Source organism: Nocardia sp. CA-135953 (assembly GCF_050955735.1).
Taxonomy (GTDB): domain Bacteria; phylum Actinomycetota; class Actinomycetes; order Mycobacteriales; family Mycobacteriaceae; genus Nocardia.
Genome location: NZ_CP192082.1, coordinates 2,816,970 through 2,837,222 on the forward strand (window position 1 = coordinate 2,816,970; position 20,253 = coordinate 2,837,222).

Annotated in this window: 21 protein-coding genes; 8 read left to right on the forward strand and 13 right to left on the reverse strand. The window is 64.7% G+C overall.

What is annotated here, in order from left to right; translation table 11 throughout:
- Window positions 1–30: 30 nt before the first annotated feature.
- Together ACQPXH_RS12790 and ACQPXH_RS12795 are read right to left on the reverse strand one after the other, a co-directional pair.
- Window positions 31–1,377: an AIM24 family protein gene (locus ACQPXH_RS12790; RefSeq protein ID WP_433603428.1), complete on the reverse strand. Its 1,347-nt coding sequence runs from the start codon at window positions 1,375–1,377 to the stop codon at window positions 31–33.
- A gap of 96 nt (window positions 1,378–1,473) precedes the next feature.
- The gene (locus ACQPXH_RS12795; protein WP_433602553.1) at window positions 1,474–1,800 is read right to left on the reverse strand and encodes a hypothetical protein; all 327 of its coding nucleotides are present in this window, start codon (window positions 1,798–1,800) and stop codon (window positions 1,474–1,476) included.
- 502 nt (window positions 1,801–2,302) lie between these two features.
- Between ACQPXH_RS12795 and ACQPXH_RS12800 the strand changes: the two genes are divergently transcribed.
- Window positions 2,303–4,855, forward strand: coding sequence for an MFS transporter (locus tag ACQPXH_RS12800; protein ID WP_433602554.1), 2,553 nt, complete (start codon window positions 2,303–2,305; stop codon window positions 4,853–4,855).
- Between the two features lie 44 nt (window positions 4,856–4,899).
- On the opposite strand, the gene ACQPXH_RS12805 is transcribed toward ACQPXH_RS12800, so the two are convergent.
- Window positions 4,900–5,820, reverse strand: coding sequence for an LLM class flavin-dependent oxidoreductase (locus ACQPXH_RS12805; RefSeq protein ID WP_433602555.1), 921 nt, complete (start codon window positions 5,818–5,820; stop codon window positions 4,900–4,902).
- Window positions 5,821–5,976: 156 nt separating this feature from the next.
- On the opposite strand from ACQPXH_RS12805, the gene ACQPXH_RS12810 reads away from it, so the two are divergent.
- Window positions 5,977–6,450, forward strand: a complete 474-nt coding sequence (locus ACQPXH_RS12810; protein WP_433602556.1) for a hypothetical protein — start codon at window positions 5,977–5,979, stop codon at window positions 6,448–6,450.
- Between the two features lie 67 nt (window positions 6,451–6,517).
- Here ACQPXH_RS12810 and ACQPXH_RS12815 read toward each other — a convergent pair whose 3' ends face one another.
- The 6 genes from ACQPXH_RS12815 to ACQPXH_RS12840 form a co-directional block, all read right to left on the reverse strand.
- On the reverse strand, window positions 6,518–6,742 hold the full coding sequence (locus tag ACQPXH_RS12815; protein ID WP_433602558.1) for a hypothetical protein: 225 nt from the start codon (window positions 6,740–6,742) through the stop codon (window positions 6,518–6,520).
- Between the two features lie 44 nt (window positions 6,743–6,786).
- A complete protein-coding gene (locus ACQPXH_RS12820) occupies window positions 6,787–8,013 on the reverse strand; it encodes a cytochrome P450 (protein WP_433602559.1) in 1,227 nt (408 codons plus the stop codon).
- Window positions 8,014–8,088: 75 nt separating this feature from the next.
- Window positions 8,089–8,508, reverse strand: a complete 420-nt coding sequence (locus ACQPXH_RS12825) for a MarR family winged helix-turn-helix transcriptional regulator (RefSeq protein ID WP_433602560.1) — start codon at window positions 8,506–8,508, stop codon at window positions 8,089–8,091.
- Window positions 8,498–9,874: an MFS transporter gene (locus ACQPXH_RS12830; protein WP_433602561.1), complete on the reverse strand. Its 1,377-nt coding sequence runs from the start codon at window positions 9,872–9,874 to the stop codon at window positions 8,498–8,500. The genes ACQPXH_RS12825 and ACQPXH_RS12830 overlap by 11 nt, the downstream gene beginning before the upstream one ends.
- A gap of 80 nt (window positions 9,875–9,954) precedes the next feature.
- A complete protein-coding gene (locus ACQPXH_RS12835; RefSeq protein ID WP_433603429.1) occupies window positions 9,955–10,227 on the reverse strand; it encodes a LysR substrate-binding domain-containing protein in 273 nt (90 codons plus the stop codon).
- A 124-nt stretch (window positions 10,228–10,351) separates the two neighbouring features.
- Window positions 10,352–11,299, reverse strand: coding sequence for an alpha/beta fold hydrolase (locus tag ACQPXH_RS12840; protein ID WP_433602562.1), 948 nt, complete (start codon window positions 11,297–11,299; stop codon window positions 10,352–10,354).
- Between the two features lie 267 nt (window positions 11,300–11,566).
- Between ACQPXH_RS12840 and ACQPXH_RS12845 the strand changes: the two genes are divergently transcribed.
- From ACQPXH_RS12845 to ACQPXH_RS12855, 3 genes are read left to right on the forward strand one after another with little or no spacing between them, the layout of a single operon-like run.
- Window positions 11,567–12,043 carry an iron chaperone gene (locus ACQPXH_RS12845; protein WP_433602563.1) on the forward strand — a complete coding sequence of 159 codons (477 nt, stop codon included), beginning with the start codon at window positions 11,567–11,569 and terminating at the stop codon, window positions 12,041–12,043.
- Between the two features lie 59 nt (window positions 12,044–12,102).
- A complete protein-coding gene (locus ACQPXH_RS12850; protein WP_433602564.1) occupies window positions 12,103–13,074 on the forward strand; it encodes an alpha/beta hydrolase in 972 nt (323 codons plus the stop codon).
- A gap of 47 nt (window positions 13,075–13,121) precedes the next feature.
- Window positions 13,122–13,403 carry a hypothetical protein gene (locus tag ACQPXH_RS12855; protein ID WP_433602565.1) on the forward strand — a complete coding sequence of 94 codons (282 nt, stop codon included), beginning with the start codon at window positions 13,122–13,124 and terminating at the stop codon, window positions 13,401–13,403.
- A gap of 60 nt (window positions 13,404–13,463) precedes the next feature.
- Here the strand turns inward: ACQPXH_RS12855 and ACQPXH_RS12860 are convergent, their stop codons facing one another.
- The 3 genes from ACQPXH_RS12860 to ACQPXH_RS12870 form a co-directional block, all read right to left on the reverse strand.
- Window positions 13,464–14,132 carry a hypothetical protein gene (locus ACQPXH_RS12860; protein ID WP_433602566.1) on the reverse strand — a complete coding sequence of 223 codons (669 nt, stop codon included), beginning with the start codon at window positions 14,130–14,132 and terminating at the stop codon, window positions 13,464–13,466.
- Between the two features lie 658 nt (window positions 14,133–14,790).
- Entirely contained in the window at window positions 14,791–15,417 is a 627-nt protein-coding gene (locus ACQPXH_RS12865) for a YdcF family protein (protein ID WP_433602567.1), read from the reverse strand.
- 83 nt (window positions 15,418–15,500) lie between these two features.
- Window positions 15,501–15,725 (reverse strand): hypothetical protein, encoded by a 225-nt coding sequence (locus ACQPXH_RS12870; RefSeq protein WP_433602568.1) that lies wholly within the window; start codon window positions 15,723–15,725, stop codon window positions 15,501–15,503.
- Window positions 15,726–15,978: 253 nt separating this feature from the next.
- Here ACQPXH_RS12870 and ACQPXH_RS12875 point away from each other — a divergent pair, with 253 nt between their 5' ends.
- From ACQPXH_RS12875 to helR, 3 genes are all read left to right on the forward strand, one after another.
- Window positions 15,979–16,545 carry a hypothetical protein gene (locus ACQPXH_RS12875; RefSeq protein WP_433602569.1) on the forward strand — a complete coding sequence of 189 codons (567 nt, stop codon included), beginning with the start codon at window positions 15,979–15,981 and terminating at the stop codon, window positions 16,543–16,545.
- Between the two features lie 238 nt (window positions 16,546–16,783).
- Entirely contained in the window at window positions 16,784–16,933 is a 150-nt protein-coding gene (locus tag ACQPXH_RS12880) for a hypothetical protein (protein ID WP_433602570.1), read from the forward strand.
- A gap of 349 nt (window positions 16,934–17,282) precedes the next feature.
- Complete coding sequence (gene helR, locus ACQPXH_RS12885; RefSeq protein ID WP_433602571.1) at window positions 17,283–19,475, forward strand: RNA polymerase recycling motor ATPase HelR; 2,193 nt, start codon at window positions 17,283–17,285, stop codon at window positions 19,473–19,475.
- Window positions 19,476–19,485: 10 nt separating this feature from the next.
- Here helR and ACQPXH_RS12890 read toward each other — a convergent pair whose 3' ends face one another.
- Window positions 19,486–20,202 (reverse strand): MBL fold metallo-hydrolase, encoded by a 717-nt coding sequence (locus tag ACQPXH_RS12890; protein WP_433602572.1) that lies wholly within the window; start codon window positions 20,200–20,202, stop codon window positions 19,486–19,488.
- Between the last annotated feature and the right edge of the window lie 51 nt (window positions 20,203–20,253).

Below are 20,253 nucleotides of genomic sequence, written 5' to 3' on the forward strand. Positions count from 1 at the left end.
TGCGGCGTAGCCGGTTCCAGCACGGGACGGTTATCCGAACAAGCCGCCGAGCACGCCGCCGCTTTGTCCGGCCTCCTGACCACCACCGGTGCCCCCGATGAAACCGCCCGGCGGCAGTTCCGACGGCTGCACGATGACGAAGCCGCGCCCGGAGAACGACAGCGTCAGACCCTCGCCGGTGCTGCGGCCGATGAGGCGGCCGAGGCCGAAGGAGTCGTTGCGCTTGATGCCGGTGGACAGGCTCGACGACCAGGCCACCGCGGCCTGTGGGTCGGCGTAGGTGGGCTGGTCGACATTGAGGACGACGGGCGAGCCGTGGGTGGTGATGGCGATGCGACCGCGCCCGGTGAACACGCAGTTGAAGAAGCCCGCGTTACTGGCGAAACCGGCTGCGCCCTGGACCCTTTGGATGTTGTAGGACAGCGAGGTATCGAAAGCCAGCACATTCGAGCCGTTGATGGTGAGCCCATCGGTGCCGTCGAGATCGACGGTGTGCACGTCGGCGGCGGCATCGGCGAGGAACAGATCACCGCGACCGGACACCTGCATCAGCGGCACTCCCTCACCGGTCAGCCGCTGCTGGATCGCACGGCCGATACCGCCCGAACCCAGCGCCTTGAAGTGCAGGTCACCCTGATAGGCGACCATCGAGCCGGCCCGCGCCATGGTCTCGCCATTGACGGCGACCTTGATCATCTTGCCGCCCTGCTTCTGGATGCCCATGCCGTTGACCTCGGCGTGGCTCGGATTGAACAGTTCGCTCTGCATCGGCAGCGCTCCTTGCTGTGGTGCAATGGGTGGGGGCGGCGGCACGGCGCCGGACGGGGGATAGGCGGGTGGAGCCGGAGCCTGGTACTGCGGCTGGGCTGAATATTGCGGCGGCATCGGAGCCTGCGGTTGCGCCGCAGCGGGCGGCGGTGCTGCTGGTTCGTCGTCGATATTCACGCCGAACGCCGTCGCGATTCCGGCCAACCCGTTGTCATAGCCCTGCCCGACCGCGCGCACCTTCCACGCACCGCCACGCCGATAGATCTCCACGCACACCACGGCGGTCTCGGTGCTCAGCCCGGTCATCGGGAAGGTCAGCGTTCCGGCATCGGATCCGATCGTCGCGGTCAGCGAACTCGCGCCCGCGAAGGTCGGCGGCCCGCTGCCGTCGAGGCTGGCGGTGACCACGACCTTGTCGACATCGGCGGGCAGTGCGGAGGTCTGGACGTCGACCATATCGCCGGCGCCGCGGCCGTGCCGATAGGTGACTCCGGGTCCGGCAGGCTGATTGAAGAAGACGAAGTCGGCATCGGAGCGGACCCGTCCGTCGGCGCCGAGTAGCAGCGCCGACACATCGACCGGCGCTGCGCAGGTGACGGTCACGATCATCCGGTCGCCGGGCGCGGGGCGATTTTCCCCGCGTGCGAGTGCGGTCACGGCGGACCGCCCCGGTCGATGTGTCCGAGTGGCATGCGATTCACGGGATCAAGTGTGTCGCGAGTCCCGTCCGATTGCCACCACCCGCGATAGATCCGGCCACGGCGGCCTGCGCAGCACCGCGAGCGTGGCGATGACCGCGGCCAGCAGACCGATCAATTCACCCATCAACGCGATCCGGGTCGCATCGACCGCGGGCGTCCAGCCGACCTCGCCGTTGTGGACCACGAAAGCACCCACCGGACGAGCGGTGCGCAGCAGACCGCCCGTCCTGGTGACGGTGATGATCGTGGTGCCGTCGGCAGTTTCGTACGGCTGCCCGTAGGCGAGCGAATCCTCCACTGTCCGTAGTGAATTCAATTGATTGCGAAGCATTGATTCCTCCCCTCGATTCGGCGCCGTCGGTGGCGCGGTCCCCTTGGAGTATCGGCGGCACCACCAAATGTGGCAAGGATGCTCTGCGGTGTGGCGGACTCCGTGCCGACGAACTGAATCCGCGCTGGCGCGACCAGTTCAACCCCTATTGACGAATAGATCCAAGTATGCCAAGGGTTTGCGGGGATCGGTCCCGGAACACAGTGGTTGACTCACGGCCAGTGATTGCCGATGCCCCAGTGATTGCCGATGCCCTAGCCAGCGATCCGGTGCAGTGCCGCCCGGATCCGCTCGGCCGCTGAGGCATTGGATGTCGGGATGATCCGACCAGGCCGTTTCGCCCTGAGCGGCCGTATGTATATTAGCGAGCGCAACTAGTTACAGGTGATCGGCGTGTGGCGGTGGATCGCTTGTGGCGCAGTGTGCCAACTGCTCGACCGGCTCGACTCAGCTTTCGAGACACTTCCAACACGGATAGCCGATCAGAACTAGGGCTCAAACTATGACGAATTCGACCATCCAGGCTCCGGCAAAGTCGCCGAACCTGGATGCCGGTGAGGGTACGTCACTGTCGCACCGGCAGATACTGACCATCCTGTCGGGACTGCTGCTCGGCATGTTCCTCGCCGCGCTGGATCAGAACATCGTGAGCGTCGCGATCGTGCGGATCGCCAACAGCTTGGACGGATTCGACGAACAGGCCTGGGCGACCACGGCATATCTGATCACCGCGACGATCACCACCCCGCTATACGGCAAACTGGCCGATATCTACGGCCGAAAGCCGTTCTACCTCACCGCGATCGGACTGTTCGTCATCGGTTCGGTGGCCTGCACCTTCGCCACCTCGATGTACGAACTCGCCGGATGCCGCGCCTTCCAGGGGCTGGGCGCGGGTGGGTTGATGTCGTTGGCGTTCACTATCATCGGCGATATCGTGCCCGCCCGGGAGCGGGTGCGCTACCAGGGCTATTTCATGATGGTCTTCGGTACCGCGACCGTGCTCGGGCCGGTGCTCGGCGGTTTCTTCTCGAACTACGACCATCTCTGGGGTCTCGAGGGTTGGCGCTGGGTGTTCCTGGTCAACGTGCCGATCGGCGTGCTCGCGCTCGGCGTGGTCGCCAAGGTGCTCAATACTCCGCATCAGCGCCAGGATCACCGCATCGACTGGTTCGGCGCCGTCGCATTGACGACCTGCGTGGTGCCGCTGCTGATCGTCGCCGAACAGGGCCGGGATTGGGGCTGGAGTTCGCAGCGGTCGCTGATCTGCTACGGAATCGGTGCGGGCGGGCTGCTGCTGTTCGTGCTCGTCGAATTCCTGATGAAGGATGCGGCGCTGATTCCGCTGCGGCTGTTCAAGAATTCGACCTTCAGCGTGACCATCGTGGGCGGCTTCATTGTCGGTATCGCGATGTTCGGCGCGATCGTCATGGTGCCGCAGTACTTCCAAGTGGTGCGCGGATATTCGCCGACCAAATCGGGTCTGCTGATGCTCCCGCTGGTGTTCGGGATCATGTTCGGCTCGCAGTTGGCCGGATTGACCACCAAATTGACCGGGCGCTACAAGATTCTGCCGGTGATCGGGACATTCATCGTCGCGGTCGGCGCGGCGCTCTACGGCCGAGTGCATTACGACAGTCCGCTATGGCAGCCGCTGGTCTACGGCGGCGTCATCGGATTCGGGCTCGGTTGCTGCATGCAGACCCTGATCATCGCGGCGCAGAATGCCGGTCCGCGTTCGGATATGGGTGTTTCGACCGCTTCGGCGACCTTCTTCCGGCAGATGGGCGGCACCCTCGGTGTCGCGGTATTCCTGACCATCCTGTTCAACCTGTTGCCACACCGGATCATCGACGCATTCGGTGGTGCGCTGCCCCCCGGTTTCGATGCCGCGCAGTTGAGCACCATGCAGAGCAATACCAGCGGAGTCGCGGCGCTGCCCGACGAGCTGAGAGTGCCCATTCTGATCGGGTTCACCGATGCGATGCACGGTGTCTTCTATGCTGCGGCGGGGGTGGCGCTGCTGGCGTGCCTGGTGCTGATGTTCATGAAAGAGATTCCGCTGCAAGACAATCCGGTACCCGCTGTGGAGCAGGTGCCCTCGGAGGGCGAGGACAGTTGGGCTGAGGCGCAGGTTTGGGAGGGTGCTGCCGAGGTGCTCTCCGAACCCGAACCAGTGCTGGCGGGTGCGGTCGGCCGAATCTCGGTGGATCACGACGGCAATGGTGTGTATGTGGCCGCCGTTGTGCCGCAGTCGCATTCGAGCCTCGAATACGAAGGCGCATCGATCGGCGGGCGGATCGGACGCGAGGACGGCAGGCCGGTGCCCGGCACCGTGCTGACCCTGATAGACCAACGGGGACACCAGGTTTCGCGCGCGACCGGCGATGCCGAAGGCGGCTACCGGATCGAGGCGCCCGCCGCGGGCAACTACGTCTTGATCGCATCGGCGACCGGACATCGGCCGGAGGCGGTCAGCGTGGCCATCGGACAGCGCCCACAGTTGCTCGACCTGACCCTCACCGGCTCCGGCGAATTGTCCGGTGTGGTCCGTTCGGCCGGTCGCGGTACCCCGTTGCCAGGTGCCACCGTGACACTGACCGATATCCACGGTGAGGTGGTCGGCGCGGCCATTACCGCGGGCGACGGCGCGTATGTCTGTCATGGCGTCGTGTCGGGCACCTACACCCTGGTGGCCGTTGCCGAACATATGCGCCCCAGCGCCACCACCCTCACCATCCCCGACAGCGGTCTCCTGCATCACGACATCGATATGGCATCGATGGCCGTGCTGGCCGGATCCGCCTGGGCCGACGGCGACCGAGCCGTCCCGGACATCCAGATCACCGTCCTGGACGCATCCGGCGATCTCACCGCCACGGCCCGCACGGACGCCAATGGCCGCTACCTGGTAACCGACCTCCCCGAAGGCCATTACACCGTAATAGCCCGCGGCTACCCACCCGTCACCACCCGGGTAACAGTCTCCGGCGGCGAAGTAACCCACGACGTCCGGCTCGGCTACGAACCCGCCGAAGCTCCAGACCCGCGCTGACGCCAGCTCAGCAGACACCGGTGCCTTGGCGTTACCGCACCCGTTCAGTCGACATGCAGCAACACCTCCGCGGCGACGCGCTCCATTTGAGCGGCCTCGTCGAACAGCGGGTTGATCAGGATCATTTCGGCTCCGGCGTCGGCCACCTCGCGTAAACCCTGGATGCAGTCCTTGGGCGTGCCGTGTACGGCGACGGGCAGCAGGGTTTTTCCGAATTCGCCATAGAAGTCGGTCAGGGCGGTGGCCATGCGCTGCTCGGCCCGTGCCGGGTCGTCGTCGACCGCGATGTAGACGCGTTTGGCAATGCGGAAATCCGATGGGGCGCCGGAGTTTTCGGCGAGAGTCTCGCGCACGTACCGGACCTGTTCGGCGAATTTGGCCGTCGTACTCGAACCGGCGCCGAAGAACCCGCTGCCGTGCCGGACCGCCCGCCGCAGTGCGGCGGGTGTGCTGCCGCCGAACCACAGTGGCGGATAAGGCTTCTGGAACGGTTTCGGCTCCATGGTTGCGCCGGTCAGCTGCCAGAACTCGCCGTCGATGTCGATACGTGGCTGGGTCCACAGTGCCTTGATGACGCGCAGGCCCTCGTTGAAGCGGGTCACCAAATTGTCGGCGGGGTCGACGTCGAAGGCGGAGAACATCCGGTTGCGTCCGCCGATCCCGACGCCGATCTCGAGTCGGCCGCGGGTGAGCTGATCCAGCGTGCTGATGCGTTTGGCGAGGTGCACCGGATTGTGCAGCGGCGTCACGAACACCGCGCATCCGAAGCGCAACCGCTCATTGCATGCGGCCGCGAAGGTCAACAACTCGATCGGACTCAGATTGGGCGCGGATCCGAGCAGCTGTTCGGTCGTCCATGCGCTCTCGAAGCCGAGCGCCTCGGCTCGATCCAGGTAGGCCCGCAGATTTTCCGGTTGGAATGATCCGTCGGGAATGAGCTGCGGAACCGAAATGGCGTATCGCATCAGCCGAGCCTATCTCGCGCAACGAAGCAGCGGTTCCGAGTCATCGAGCCAGACCTGAACATGCCGGTAACTCGACTGTAACCACCCGCCGAGCCGCAACGATGCGGGCAGGCTAGATTATCCGAAAGCCGTTATCCCAGAGAGGAAATCACCCCCGTGGGGCAGTTCTGCAGAGCCGTCTTCCTGGACGCCGACCACAAGCTGATCGGGTATCTGGAACCCAAGATCCGATTCCTGAGACGCGCCTGGATCGGCGACGACTTCGTCCAAGGTGTGGAGCGCCTGCTGACGGTGCCGACGCGGGTGGTATGGGCCGACCAGCAGGTGGGCAAGCAGACCTGCCTCTACGACACGGCCGCCTCCGTCGCCCCGCTGGTCGCCCCGCAGCACGGCTTCATCGGCCGCTACATCCTCAACCACGACAAACGCACCTACGTGGACAAGGCGACGGTCCGGCAAGGCGACGACCGCCACCGAATCCATCCGCTGCCGATGCTCACCGCGGAAGGCACGGATTGCGCCGACGGTGACGCCGCACTGGTCGGTACCTGGTCCGGGGATCGCATCTCGATGAGTGCCACCGTGCCCACCGGCTTCGAACTACTGCAGTACGACATGGTGGCGAACTAGTTCACGACTTGCGGGCGCTCTCGCGGCACGCGGATGTGTGTGCCGCACTGCGAGACTCGGACGCGAATCAGAGCCGTGGATCGAAGACCAGCCGAAAACCGGTCAGCCCGTGCTCATCACCGGAGGCCCAGAACTCCCGTCCCGGTAATTCGTTCGGTGGCAGCCCGGCCTGTTCGGCGATATCGGCAGCCGATATCCACATGGGCGAATGTGCCGGATGCCATGGTGTCTGCACCTGCGCCCGATCGCCGAACAACAGGATCACCCGCACCCGCACTGGTTCAGGTTCCATAGTTACATGATGCGCGCTCGTAACGGCTTTGCCGAGGTCGCGCATCAATCGAAACGTACTTCCCACCGTTTGATGCCATTGAGCCATCCGGAGCGCAGGTGCTCGGGTTCGGCGATCTGACTCAATTCGGGCATGGTGTCGGCGATGGCATTGAACATCAAGTCGATCTCGAGCCGGGCGAGGTTCGCGCCGAGGCAGTAGTGCGTGCCCGCGCCGCCGAATCCGACGTGTGGATTGGGGTCCCGCAGGATATCGAACCTGAACGGGTCCTCGAAGGCGTCCTCGTCGAAATTGGCCGAGCTGTAGAACAATCCAACGCGCTGGCCCTTGCGGATCAACTGCCCGCCGAGTTCCACATCGCGCATCGCGGTGCGCTGGAATACCGAGACGGGAGTCGCCCAGCGCACGATCTCATCCGGCGCGGTGCGCGGCCGCTGCTCCTTATAGAGCTGCCATTGGTTCGGGTTGTCGACGAAGGCCTTCATGCCGTGGGTGATCGAATTGCGGGTGGTCTCATTACCAGCCACCGACAGCAGGATCATGAAGAACGCGAACTCGTCCGAACCCAGATGCTCACCGTCGATATCGGCATTGACCAGCTGCGTCACGATATCGTCCGCCGGGCAGGCGCGCCGCTGCTCGGCCATGGTCCAGGCATAGCCGGTCAATTCCAGCTGTGCGGTCGGCGCATCGGTGGCGTACTCCGGATCGTCGGCGCCGATCATCTGGTTGGACCAGTGGAACAGCTTCTTGCGATCGTGCTGCGGCACCCCGAGCAGTTCGGCAATGGCCTGCAGCGGCAGTTCGCAGGCTACCTGCTCCACGAAATCACCGCTGCCGGACTTCTTGGCCTCGTGCACGATCCGGGCCGCGCGCTCGGTGAGCGCCGCCCGCAGACCCTCTACCGCGCGCGGTGTGAAACCCTTGGACACGATGCGCCGATTCTTGGTGTGGACCGGCGGATCCATATTGAGCAGAATCAGCCGCTGCATATCGATCTGTTCGCGCGTGATGGTGGACTGATAGCGGATGATCGCGCTGTTCGCGGTGGAGGAGAAGATCTCCGGATGTTTCGAGATCTCTTTGATGTGTTCGAGTTTCGTGACCGCCCAGTAGCCGCCGTCATCGAAGCCGCTGGCGCGGTCGGGCTGGGCGCACCACCAGACCGGCGCGGTTCGGCGCAGCTCCGCGAACTCCGCGGTGGGTCTGCGTCTCGCCCACAGGTCCGGGTCGGTGAAATCGAATCCGGCGGGAATCGACGGCGTGGCCATGGCCACCTCCCAGAGCTGGAACACGTTCTACACACGATTGAAGCACAGTGTGCCGTTCCGAAATGGTGAAACCCGTCAGTGCTCTAGCTTGTGTAAGAGCTGATGCAGCGAGCGCAGGTCGTCGGGGGAAAGGGCGGCGACGGCGGCCGGGGCGGGGTCGGGGGTGGCCATGGCCTGTGCGAGTACGGCGCGACCGGCGTAGGTGATGGAGACCTGTTTGCGGCGGCGGTTAGTCGGGTCGATCTCGCGCACTACCAGGCCCAGTTCGTCGAGATTATTGACCGCGACCGTGGTCGCGGGCGCATCCATGCCGGTCGCCTGCGCGATCTGGTTGAGTGTGAGCGGGCCGGGACGCAGGCGGCGCAGAATGCGAATTCGACTGAACGGCAAGCCGGTTCGTTCGCTGACCGCCCGCTTCCACGAGTCGCGGGTATCCATCACCAGGTTGGTGAGCTGGGCCCACACCTCGTCGGCGGTGGGTACGTCATCCGGCATGTGCGGGGACCTTCTCTTCCGATATCGGGGCGACGCGATCGCGGGACCGCGCGGCCCAGCGGGTGTTCGCGACTATGCCGAGTATGGCGATTCCGGCGGTGAAAACCGCAATCAGCCACCACAGACCGGCACCGGTCAGCGCGCCGCACAGCGCGACACCCATGCTCACGCCCACCTGTCTGCTGGTCGAGGCGACCGCCGCCGCGGCGCCCGCGCGATCCAGTGGCATCCCGCTGACCGCCGCCGTCGTAATCGGTGCATTGACCATGCCGAATCCGATTCCGAAGATCGCGAAGATGATGAGCAGATGCCAGATCGGAGTTGTCGCATCGAGTCGAGTGAGCAGCACGGCGGCGATGGTCAGCGCGACACCCGCCGCGAGGAGTGAGGGTTTGGTTCCGTAGCGCCCGACCAGACGCCCCGACAGCGGCGAGAAGATGAGCGTCGCAACCGCCATGGCCAGATACAGCGCCCCGGTGTGCACCGCCGAATAACCGCGCACCTCTTGCAGATACAGCGAGCAGGTGAACAGGAACGCGCCGAGCGCCGCGAAGGCGAAGATCGCGGTCACCGTCGCCGACGCGAACGGCACACTGCGGAAGAAGCGTAGATCGATGAACGGATCCGAGCGCCGCGATTCCTGCCACAGGAAGGCCGCGAGGGCCACCGCCGACACCGTGAAAACCATCGGCAACCGCTCGATCAACCCGAATACCACCGTGAACAGAAACGCGATCGCCAGCAACTGCCCGATCGGATCGAGTCCGCGCACCGTGGCCGACTTCGATTCCGGCACAAATAGAGTCGTCAGAACCAGTGCGAGCGCACAGATCGGCAGGTTGATCCAGAACACCGACGGCCACCCCAGCGCATCGATCAGCACACCACCGACCATCGGCCCGAGCGCCATCGAAATACCGACCACCGCACCCCAAATGCCCACCGCGCGAGCACGTTCCACCTTCCCGGTGAAGACCTGCGTAATGATCGACATCGCAACCGGATTCAGCATCGACCCGCCGACAGCCTGCAAAAACCTTGCCCCGATGAGGGTTTCGATATTCGGCGCGAGGCTGCAGGCCAGCGACCCGAGTGCGAAGACGGTCAACCCGATCCGGAACACCCGACGCCGCCCGAACCGATCCGCAGTTGCACCCGCGAGCATCAGCAGACTCGCGAGCGTGAGTGTGTAGATGTCGATGATCCACTGCAGCCGCCCCAGCGGTGCATCCAGATCCGCTCGAATCGCAGGCACTGCGACATTCACGACCGTCGAATCCATCGACACGATCAGCAGACTCAGGCAACACGTCGCCAATACCACCAGCTTCCGCCGCGGCGTCAGCCCCTCAACAGTTGTATTCACACAATGATTGTGTAATCACAACTGTTCTGAATGCAAGGGCATATCTCAGGATGTGAGCTGTGGAACATCCGGTTGATGTTTCAGTCGGCGGTGTGCGCCGGGATGCCGAGAACGGCGAGGAAGGCGGTTGCCGCGGGCGTGCGGCCTGCGCGGCTCCGGATGACGTACTCGACCCCCCGGCGCCCGACTACCTCGATGGTGACAACGCCGGTCAGCTGAGGCGCGCAGGCAGCGGGGAACATGGCCACGGCTAGACCCGGCCCGACGAGTCGGGCGACGTAGTCGGCGCTGGTCACTTCGAAGGCGACGTCACGGTCGAGACCGGCGCCCGCGAAGGCCTGGTCGGATTGGATTCGCCGGCCGCGGCGACGTCAGCGCCCAATCATTTCCCATCGGTTACTCGGACCGATCGGAATCGCGATGCACCAGGCAGCGAGTCGGAATTGGCAGCGATCTCAGCTTTCGGCCCTGAGTGGACTACGCGACGAGGGTGAGGTGCGCGGTCGCGGTCCCGCCGGCGCGCGTCATCAGGCGGGTAATGGCCTCGGCGACCTTCCTCGGCTGCTCGAGGATCACCGAGTGGCCGGCGCCGTCGACCAGAACGAAATCCGAGTACTCGACGGCGGCGGCCATCGCGACGGAATGCGACGGCGGCGTCATCAGGTCGGCGCTACCGCACAGCACCAACGTCGGGATCTTCGACAGGACCGCGAGGGCGTCGGTCTGGTCGAAGACCATGAAGGCGCTCAGGAAGCTCGCCATCGTCACGATCGGTGTCTCGTTGTGCATCGCGTTGGCCAGGGCGAGCACCCGCGAGCTCACCTTGCGATCGCCGAATTCGGCGGTCCGGATGATCGGGGCGAAGACCTTGCAGGCCATGACCTTGGCGTGGTGCATCAGGCCTGGAGCGCGTCGCACGGCCGCCTGGAATGCGGATACCGCCGGGTTGCGCAGCAGACGGCCGAAACCGGCGTCGGCGATGCCATTCGCGGCGGTCGCGATGAGGGCGACGCCGGTGATGCGCGTGCCGATCTCGTGCGGATTCTGGCTGACGTAGGTGAGCACCGTCATGCCGCCCATCGAGTGGCCGACCAGGACGACCGGCCCGGTGGGGGCGACGGCGTCGATAACGTCGCGCAGGTCCTTGCCGAGCTGCTCGAGGTGGTAGGTCCGCCGGGAGGCCGCGGCGGAATCGCCGTGGCCGCGGTGGTCGTAGCAGACGATCCGGGCGCCGGGGTACTGGCGCACCAGCGCGTGGCGGACGTACGTCCACGACGCGGTGCGCAGGCAGTGCCCGTGCAGCAGGACGACGGTGAGGTCGGCGTCTCGCGGGCCGTATTCACGAACCGCGAGTTCCACGCCGTCCTCGGTCGAGACCGTGGCACGACGTTCCGCCGAGGTGGCGATGGTGCTGGTGATCGACATCGGGTGCTCCGGTTCGGTTGCGGTGACTTGATTAACTGTCCGCCGCATCGCCCGCCGATATCAGGTCCCCGAGTGCTGAGCTCGTGCCCCCAAGGTGGTCCGGATCACCACCAAGGTGTCGCCGGTCGACGCGCCACCGCGACGCACTCCGTCCGCCGCGTGAATCTTCGAATCGCATCGATTGATCAGTTTCGAAGAAGCCCCGCGTGGGGTCGGCTCCATAGCATTGGAAACGTCCCCAGCGAGACGATCACGGAGGAAAAGACAATGAACCAAGCGCAGAAGTCCACCAAGGCAACCACCACGAAGAGCCGGGCCTCGGTCGGATTCTCCGAAGAAGAGCGGGCCGCGATGAAGGAGCACGCCCAGGAGTTGAAGACCGCCGCGCGGCGCGGCTCACGGGCTACCAAGGCGGATGGGGAAGCCGACGTGGTCGCCAAGATCGCCGAGATGGCGGAACCGGATCGAACCATGGCCGAACGGATCCATGCGATCGTCAAAGCCAACGCACCAGCTCTTACGCCGAAACTCTGGTACGGTATGCCCGCGTATGCCATGGGCGGCAAGGTCGTCTGCTTCTTCCAAACCGCCGAGAAATTCAAGTCGCGGTACGCGACGTTCGGCTTCAACGACATCGCGACCCTTGATGAAGGCACCATGTGGCCGACCGCCTTCGCGCTGACGAAGTTGACGGCCGCCGATGAGGAACGGCTCGGCGCGCTCGTGAAGAAGGCGGTCGGCTGAGGCGAGAGCGATTGTCGCGCAAACTATCATGATCTTTCCGATCGGTAGGAGGTGTGCGGGTGGGTGCAGCACGGTCTGGAAATCATTGGGGTTGGCTGGGCAAGGCCGGCGCTGTGCTGGCCGCAGCCGTTCTGCTGTCGTCGATCGGAGCGGCGGTTGCCACCGCCGCACCGAGATTGCGCACCCCGGCGGGTGGTTACGAGGACCTGTTCGTGCCGTCGAGCATGGGGCCGATCAAGGTCCAGGTGCAGTGGGCGGCCCGGGGCGGGAACGCGGCCCTCTATGTGCTCGACGGTCTCCGCGCACCCGCCGATCACAGTCAGTGGGTCAGCGATACCGACGCGCTGCGCCAATTCGCAGGCGATAACGTCACTTTGGTGTTGCCGGTCGGCGGTCGCTCGAGCTTCTACACCGACTGGTACCGACCCAGTAGTACCAATGGTCAGCAGGCGACGTACAAATGGGAAACCTTCCTCACCGAGGAGTTGCCCGCATACCTGGCGCGGTTCGGCGTTTCGCCGACCAACAACGCCATCGTCGGTGCGTCGATGGGCGGCAATGCCGCACTGACGCTGGCCGGCCACCATCGCGACCGATTCAAGTTCGCCGGATCATTTTCCGGCTTCGTGCACCCGACTTTTCCGCTCTGGAACGAAGCGATGCGCGCGGCCATGTGGGACGAGGGCAACTTCAATGTGGACGATATGTGGGGTCCGGCCGGTGACCCCGCCTGGAGCCGCAACGATGCCACCAACCAGGCGGAGTTGCTACGTGGGCTGCCGGTCTACGTCTCCACCGGCAATGGCCAGCCCGGACCGCTCGACCTGCCGTACGGACTCGGGAACACGGTGAATGCGATGGCCCTCGAAGCGATGACGTTGACGTCGGCCCAGATGCTGCGTGATCGAATGTCGGAACTCGGCATCCCCGCGCGCTTCGACATCATCGACGGAACGCACACCTGGCCCTATTGGCAGCAAGCGCTCGCGGCGGCGCGTCCGATGATCCTCGATGTGCTCGGCGCGCACTGAGTTTCAGGATCGGAAGATCGCCGATGTGACGCGCCGTTCCACTTACCGTGGGAACCGAGAGCGGAGTCATGCACGGCCACAACGAACTTCGGCCCCTGCTCGAACAAGTCGCCGCACGCAAACCGCCGCTGCGCACCTACTACCGAACGGGCTACCTGACCGACGGCGTGCGCACCATGATCTTCGAATACCCCCGCCAGACACGTACGGGTGAGCAAATGGACTTCGTGGAGGTGATGGAGATCGCCGACGGGCTCATCCAGCGCCGCTGCGTCTACTGGGGATGGCGCGGCGTCCAGGTTATCCGCGACGATGCCTACCACAAATAGCCCGCGCCTGCCGTTACGCCGGAATGTCCCATGGTCGGCAGTCGCCGACATCGCACGGCCTCAGTGAACCAGGACAGCTCGATTTCGTGCGTACGCGACGACATCTTCTGCGTAGGCCGAGGCATCTCGCTCCGCGAAACATGTTCGGAGCTGGTCGAATGCGTCGTCGAGTTGTGGTCCCGGTCCGCGATCGGCGAGCAGGACGACGATCGCTTCCCAGGTGCCGCTGCGCGGGTCGGGATGGGTAAGTAGTTCGTCGAGGTACCGGTCCGGTTCCACCAACCGTAATGCGCGGCGCGCGAAGGTGTGTACGCGCCGAGGCAGTTCGGTGCGGATGGTGTCGATGTCGGTTTGCAGTACGTGCTGGCCGGATTGTTCCGGGTCGAGCCGTAAGGACCACAACGCCGTCAGCTCGTCGGGCAGGGTCTGGGTATCGATCAGGTCGGGGCCGGTGGCCTCTTCCAGTGGTATGGACGGTAAGCCCAGCTGTGTGTTGCGCCAGTTGCGGAATTCCCACCAGGCCGTCGGGGTGGCGCTCAGCTCCAGGCCGAATCCGAGCACCTGCTGTCCGCTGGTCCACGTGCGGGAAACTCGGGTGCGCCCTACGGCGGCGACACCGCCCGGCTCCACCCGTATCCACCTGGGGTCGGAGCCGTCAAACCCATACGGTTGCAACAGTTTTCCTGTTTCACGCAGCAGGCGGCGCAGTGCCGACTCAGGTCTGACCATATCCGCAGGTTAACGATGCGCCCCGACAGATTTGTCGGCACATGGCAAAGCCACCAGGTCGATGTCAGTAACATGGCGGCCGAAGACCTCTCCATCGGGACGGTGCACTACCCGGTGGCGACCGGCAGGAGACAGGGGCGCTGCGGCACTTCACAATTCCGACGAACACGAGGCGCGGTAGCCGAGCCGTCGGCCGATCAGATCGCGAGCGGCGTCGCCATTGCCGCCACGGTCCGAATGAAAACGGCCTGATGCCAGGCCTTTTCGCGGAGCCCGGCGCGCAGACTCCCGATCTCAGCTCAACAATGCTTGCAAACCATTCCTGAACTCTTCGACCACGAGCGCCACACCGATGACTACCATCGTCCCTCCGGAGAATCTGGTGACGGCTCTCGCCGTGGCCGCGCGGGTCCGGAGCACAGTGCGTGCACCCGTGCGTAGACGACCGCGCAATTCGCGACTGAACCAGTCCGAGGGCAACGACCTGAGCGGCCGAGGGCCGGGCCCGCATCCGAGTCGATGAACTGCGGGAGCAATGCCAGGAAAAGCAGCATCAACTTGGGATTCAGCCCAGTCCGTTCGCGGCCCGCCGCACCCACGGCGCACCGATGTCCGGCTCGGCGGCTTCGGGGGCGCAGTGGGGCGGATCAGCATCTCGTCATGAAAAATGTGGTCGAATACAAGCCGCTGCCGTTGTAAGCGAGCCCCGAGCTTCCTTCCACAGGCCGTAGAGGGCCAGTAATGGCTTTGCCGCCATCCACTCACCGAACCGGTAATCCGCTCCCCGCACCAGACGCGACGCCAGCTCCGGGGACTGCTGGACGAGGTATTGTCGGCCCTTCTCGGCGTGCAGGGGAATCGAGACGATCTTGATCCGGTCGCTGTCCTCGAGATATGGGATCGCGAAACTGATGTTTTCCCACGTGGTCCGGCTCTGATCTTCCAGGACCAGCTCGCCGCTGTATCCGCACGTCTCCGTGGCGTAACGGGCCATCAGGGCTGCCTCGGATTGCGGACCCGCGCATGCCCCTCCGCAGAGTACGAGACGACTGCTGGCCATGGCCGGGTCGATGGACCGCAGACCGGCTCGCACGCGCCACCGGTTCATGATGTTCGCGCGCGTGCCCGCATTGCGATAGCCGAGAATCACGATGGCCTCGGAGGCGCCCGTGACCGATCCCACGAGCCGGTGGGAAGCACGCCAGTTCTCCCACTCGCCCCACAGCAGCACGAGCACGAGACCAGTAGTCGAAAGCCACGTCCGTTTCCGCACGTATTCAGCCAAGCACAAGCTCATCGAAAAGCCGGTCCGCGACATGGCTTTTCACCGATATCTCCTGCTGTATCCCCGACGTAGTTTGCCGCCGATCAACGTCGCAATTCACCGGCATAGCGACCAGGACAGGTCTCCGGGAACCGGCGGTGCAACCGGTCGATGAATCGCTGTACGGCGCGCAGTTCTACCACGAGTTCTTCGCGGAATGCCGGGTGGAGGCGATGGGCGAGTCCGAGTTCACGGGTGAGCCTTTCGGCCCGATTCGTCAGTAGGTCCAAGAAGACCTGTGCTTGGGCAAGGTCGGGATCTTCGTGCATCTATGAGGCCGTCCTGTGGGCGTCGCATGGTTTCCAGGTGTGTCCCGGCAGTCGCGGCCCTCGACAGCGTGGGAATCGGACTGATGCTATCCCGCTACAACGCACTCCGTGATGACTTCGTACGCCTTGATCGTGAGTCTTTATACAGCCGATGGGAAGTCGTGAGGATCCCAGCTCTGAAATGCGTATGTGAGTGCGACGTTCCCAGGGCTCTCGTGTATCGACGGCGCGAAGGCACTTCTACAATCCGTGCGTGACGCTTACCCTCGCCGACCTGGTCGGCTACACCGATCGCGACCTCGACGCCGACCTGGCGCGTTGGTTCCCCGCTACCGAAGCCGTACAGCTTCCCGAGCAGACCCGACCGGTGGAACCGTTTCTCACGCGCCTGGCTGCCACGGATGCGGCGGCGCTGGCCGCGTTCGACCGCCGGGTGCGGTCAGGCCTGCTGCCGCAGTTCTTGGACATCTTCGACTGGTCCTACGGGTTCGATTTCGCCGGAAACGACTGCGGCATCATCGATTCGGACTACACGACCGAGCTGACCGACGACGATGTCTACTCGATCGGTGCGGACGGCGGCGGCAATCTGTATGTCGTACTCACCAACGGCCAAGTGGCCGTGTGGTTCCACGAGGAGGAGGTGCTCGAAGACGGCACCCGCTTCGACAACCTCGACGTCTTCCTCTGGTCGTTCGTGCGCTACCGCGCGGTGCGCGCTGGGAAACTCGACCGCTCGGCCGTAGAAGCAGACTTCCTGGCACTCGGCCAGGACGGCGCACTCGAACCGGAACTCGGCCTGCTGAACTTCATGAAGTAGGACGCCCGCGCAGCACTGGATGCGGAGACGATGTCGGTGCTGCGTACCGGTGTCAGCGATGATCTCGCAGTGACCATTCCATCAGTCCTGCGCGGGTCATTGCACGATCCAGTGTCCTGGGCGCGGTACACCTTCGCACACGAGGGCTGCCCGGAGCCGATCGGCTCGGTGCATCAAGGACCTGCTCGACGATGATGCCGACCAGGAGGACTGGGATACGGACGATACGGCGCTGGATGTGGAGTTCGCTGTCGGCGGCGGCTACCGCGTACTGCTGACAGTCGACAGCCCGACCGACAGCTACACGCCGCAGATCGTCGTCCCGGACTCGTCCGATGCGGCCGAGCTGGGTTGGGCCGCCAATGTCTCAGAGCTGCCTCCGATGTAGGCCAGCCACTGGTATGGACATCGAATGGCATTGGCTGCCAACCGATCTGGGGGTGGCGAAACCCATCGGATATTGCTCTGGCAGGAGTGATGCTGGAACTACGACCGCGGTGATGTCGTCGCCGACGTGCGTACGTTGCCGAGGATTTGTCTGTCACAGCGGACCGACGAATGGAAGGGAACTCCCTTCCATATTCAATCTATAGCGCACCTGGGGGCTTGCGGCAAGACCCCGGTCGTACCGCAGAATCACTGGCCGAAGCCAGAACCTGCGGAAATGGAGTCGCGAATTGCGTGTGTTGCCGTCGACGTTTGGGGTGAGCCCGTCGAGCCGAGAAAGGGAGGGACAGATGGCGACTCAGGGGTACGAAGACGAATTGCGATCCGAGCGAGACTATGTGGCCGGGCTCTACACGCGGCTCGACGCCGAACGCGCGCGTGTGAAGGGAAAGTACACCGCGGCGTTGCGGGGAACCGGCGGGACACCCATGGAACGCGATGTCGAGGTGCGCACGCTGGCCAGGGAGGCGAAGCGGCTGGACGTGGCCGACAACGGGCTGTGTTTCGGCAGGTTGGACACCGTTTCGGGCGAACATTTCTACATCGGCCGGATCGGCATCTTCGATGAGGAGAACGAGTACGAGCCGCTGTTGATGGATTGGCGGGCACCGGCGTCGCGGGCGTTCTATGTCGCCACTGCCGCGACCCCCGAGAACATGCGACGACGTCGCCAGTTCCACACGCACGGGCGTCGAGTTGTCGATTTCACCGACGAGGTGCTCGGCCGTCCGAGCGATGGCGAGCGCGGCGACGCGGCCTTGCTCGCGGCGGTCGATGCGCCGCGCGGTGCGGGGATGCGCGACATCGTGGCGACGATCCAGGCCGAACAGGACCGGATCATCCGGCTCGATCACCCAGGTGTGCTGGTGATCGAGGGTGGCCCGGGCACCGGGAAGACCGTGGTGGCGCTGCACCGCGTCGCATATCTGCTCTATACCCAGCGGGAGCGGATGGAGCGCCACGGTGTGCTCGTGGTCGGGCCGAATCCGGCGTTCCTCAACCACATCGGCCGCGTGCTGCCGTCGCTGGGCGAGACGAATGTCGTGTTCATGACCACTGGCAATCTGCTGCCCGGGTTGCGCGTCACCGCCGAGGACACCCCGGATGCCGCGCGACTCAAGGGCTCGCTGAAGATCCTGGACGTGCTCGCGGCGGCCATCGCCGATCGTCAGCGGGTGCCGGAACATCCGGTGCCGATCGAACTGCAAGACGTCACGGTGCGGATCGACACCGAGACCGCGGAGTGGGCGCGGGAGGAGGCACGCGCGAGCGGACTGCCGCATAACGAGGCCCGCGCGGTGTTCAGCGAGATCGTCACCTACGTACTCACCGAACGCGCGATCGCCCGGATCGGCCGTGGTTGGCTGACCAGGAAGGACCGTGAAGCATGGGAGAACCTGCGGACCGCCCTGCTCGTCGAACTCGCCGACAACGACGAGTTCACCACCGCGCTCGATGAACTCTGGCCGGTAATGACGCCGGAAACATTTCTGGCACAGCTGTATTCGTCTGCTGAACGGTTGCGTGCGGCTGGCGCCGACCAGTCCCTGTGGCGCGCAGGTGGACAGGCCTGGACGGTGTCGGACGTGCCGTTGCTCGACGAACTGGTCGACTTGCTCGGCCGCGACAAGGCGGCCGACGAGGCCGCCGCGCGCGCCGTCGAACGGGAACGCAAGGCCGAGGCCGAGTACGCCGCGGGCGTGTTCGACACTCTCATCAAGCGCGAGGACTTGAACGACGACATCGGCCTACTCGCCCAGGACATGCTCTACGCCGAGGACCTCGCCGAGCGTTTCCTCGAACGCGACACCCGTGAACTCGTCGAACGCGCTGCCGCGGATCGGGATTGGACTTATCGACATGTCGTGGTCGATGAAGCCCAGGAGCTGTCCGAAATGGACTGGCGGGTCCTGATGCGGCGCTGCCCGGGCCGATCGTTCACGGTGGTAGGCGATCTCGCGCAACGCAGGTCGGTGGCCGGAGCGACATCGTGGGGCACGATGTTCGAACCGTACGTGCCCGGCCGCTGGGTCTATCGGTCGCTGTCGGTGAATTACCGCACTCCGGCGGAGATCATGAGCGTCGCCGCCGCGGTGCTCGCCGAGTTCGCACCGGGAGTTCGACCACCGGAGTCGGTCCGCGCGTGCGGCGTTCAGCCTTGGTCCAGGCAGGTGTCCGAGGACGAATTGCCCAATGCCATAGCGGAATTCGTGCGCGACGAAGCCGGTCGCGAAGGCACCAGCATCGTGATCGGGCCGCCGGGTGTACCGGGCACGGTGCCTGCCTCGGAGACGAAAGGTCTGGAATTCGACGCCGTCCTGGTCGTGGAGCCGGAACGAATCCTCGCCGAGGGCCCACGTGGCGCAGCCGAACTCTACGTCGCGCTGACTCGCGCCACCCAGCGCCTCGGTGTCCTGCATCAGGGCCCTCTACCGCAGGCCCTGACCGGGCTCGCCAAGGCCGGTAATCGAGGATTGGCTTAACGATGGGCGATCAGGAGTCCAAACGGTCCTGGTAGACCGTGGCGAGATTGCGCAGCGCAGTGGCCCCGTCGCCGATGAAGCTGGAACCGTGCATGATCGCCAGCGTCGTGGGTTCCAGCTCCGCCAGCCGATTCAGAGTGGCGGGCACGGCGGGCCCCAACGAGGTGGCGTGGAATACGTCCTCCGCGACGGCCGCCGGCTCGACCAGGTCGGAATCGGTCAGTGCCGGGCCATTTCCCAGCTGGGTCATCAGGTCACCGCAGAACAGCACACCGGTGGTCTCCTCGTACAGCACGCGCGCCTCCCAGTTGTGCGGTGCGTGCGGAGTATCCAGATGCCGTACTCGACGGCCGCCGAGATCGATGACCTCACCATCGGCCAACCGGCGCGGCTGCCGATCCGCCATGTCGTCGATCGAGACGAGGCAGCCGAGCTCACCGTGCGCCACCTGCGCATGCGGTGCGGCACCGAGGAAGAGGTTCATCGCTCCGCATTCGTCGGCTTCCACATGCCCGAAGGTGATCCAGCGCAACCGCTCCACCGGCATGATCCGCGCGATTTCCGCGGACACCAGCGGAAACAACGCACGCATGCCGGCGTGGAACAACAACGGTTCCTCGGCATCGATGAGGAACTGGTTGAAGGTGAAGCCGGTCGGCCCCACCTCGGGAATGAAGGTAGAGATGCGGTAGATATCTTCGGCGATCTCGTCGGTATGGGTTTCCATGAAACCTCCCTACTTGTGCCGTCCCCGCCATTTTGCTCGCCAACACGCTCG

Excerpts from the sequence above, each read along its gene's own strand:
- ACQPXH_RS12790 (WP_433603428.1), bottom strand. The coding sequence starts at position 1,377 with ATGATCGTGACCGTCACCTGCGCAGCGCCGGTCGATGTGTCGGCGCTG.
- ACQPXH_RS12795 (WP_433602553.1), bottom strand. The coding sequence starts at position 1,800 with ATGCTTCGCAATCAATTGAATTCACTACGGACAGTGGAGGATTCGCTC.
- ACQPXH_RS12800 (WP_433602554.1), top strand. The coding sequence starts at position 2,303 with ATGACGAATTCGACCATCCAGGCTCCGGCAAAGTCGCCGAACCTGGAT.
- ACQPXH_RS12805 (WP_433602555.1), bottom strand. The coding sequence starts at position 5,820 with ATGCGATACGCCATTTCGGTTCCGCAGCTCATTCCCGACGGATCATTC.
- ACQPXH_RS12815 (WP_433602558.1), bottom strand. The coding sequence starts at position 6,742 with ATGGAACCTGAACCAGTGCGGGTGCGGGTGATCCTGTTGTTCGGCGAT.
- ACQPXH_RS12820 (WP_433602559.1), bottom strand. The coding sequence starts at position 8,013 with ATGGCCACGCCGTCGATTCCCGCCGGATTCGATTTCACCGACCCGGAC.
- ACQPXH_RS12825 (WP_433602560.1), bottom strand. The coding sequence starts at position 8,508 with ATGCCGGATGACGTACCCACCGCCGACGAGGTGTGGGCCCAGCTCACC.
- ACQPXH_RS12840 (WP_433602562.1), bottom strand. The coding sequence starts at position 11,299 with ATGTCGATCACCAGCACCATCGCCACCTCGGCGGAACGTCGTGCCACG.
- ACQPXH_RS12845 (WP_433602563.1), top strand. The coding sequence starts at position 11,567 with ATGAACCAAGCGCAGAAGTCCACCAAGGCAACCACCACGAAGAGCCGG.
- ACQPXH_RS12860 (WP_433602566.1), bottom strand. The coding sequence starts at position 14,132 with ATGGTCAGACCTGAGTCGGCACTGCGCCGCCTGCTGCGTGAAACAGGA.
- ACQPXH_RS12870 (WP_433602568.1), bottom strand. The coding sequence starts at position 15,725 with ATGCACGAAGATCCCGACCTTGCCCAAGCACAGGTCTTCTTGGACCTA.
- helR (WP_433602571.1), top strand. The coding sequence starts at position 17,283 with ATGGCGACTCAGGGGTACGAAGACGAATTGCGATCCGAGCGAGACTAT.
- ACQPXH_RS12890 (WP_433602572.1), bottom strand. The coding sequence starts at position 20,202 with ATGGAAACCCATACCGACGAGATCGCCGAAGATATCTACCGCATCTCT.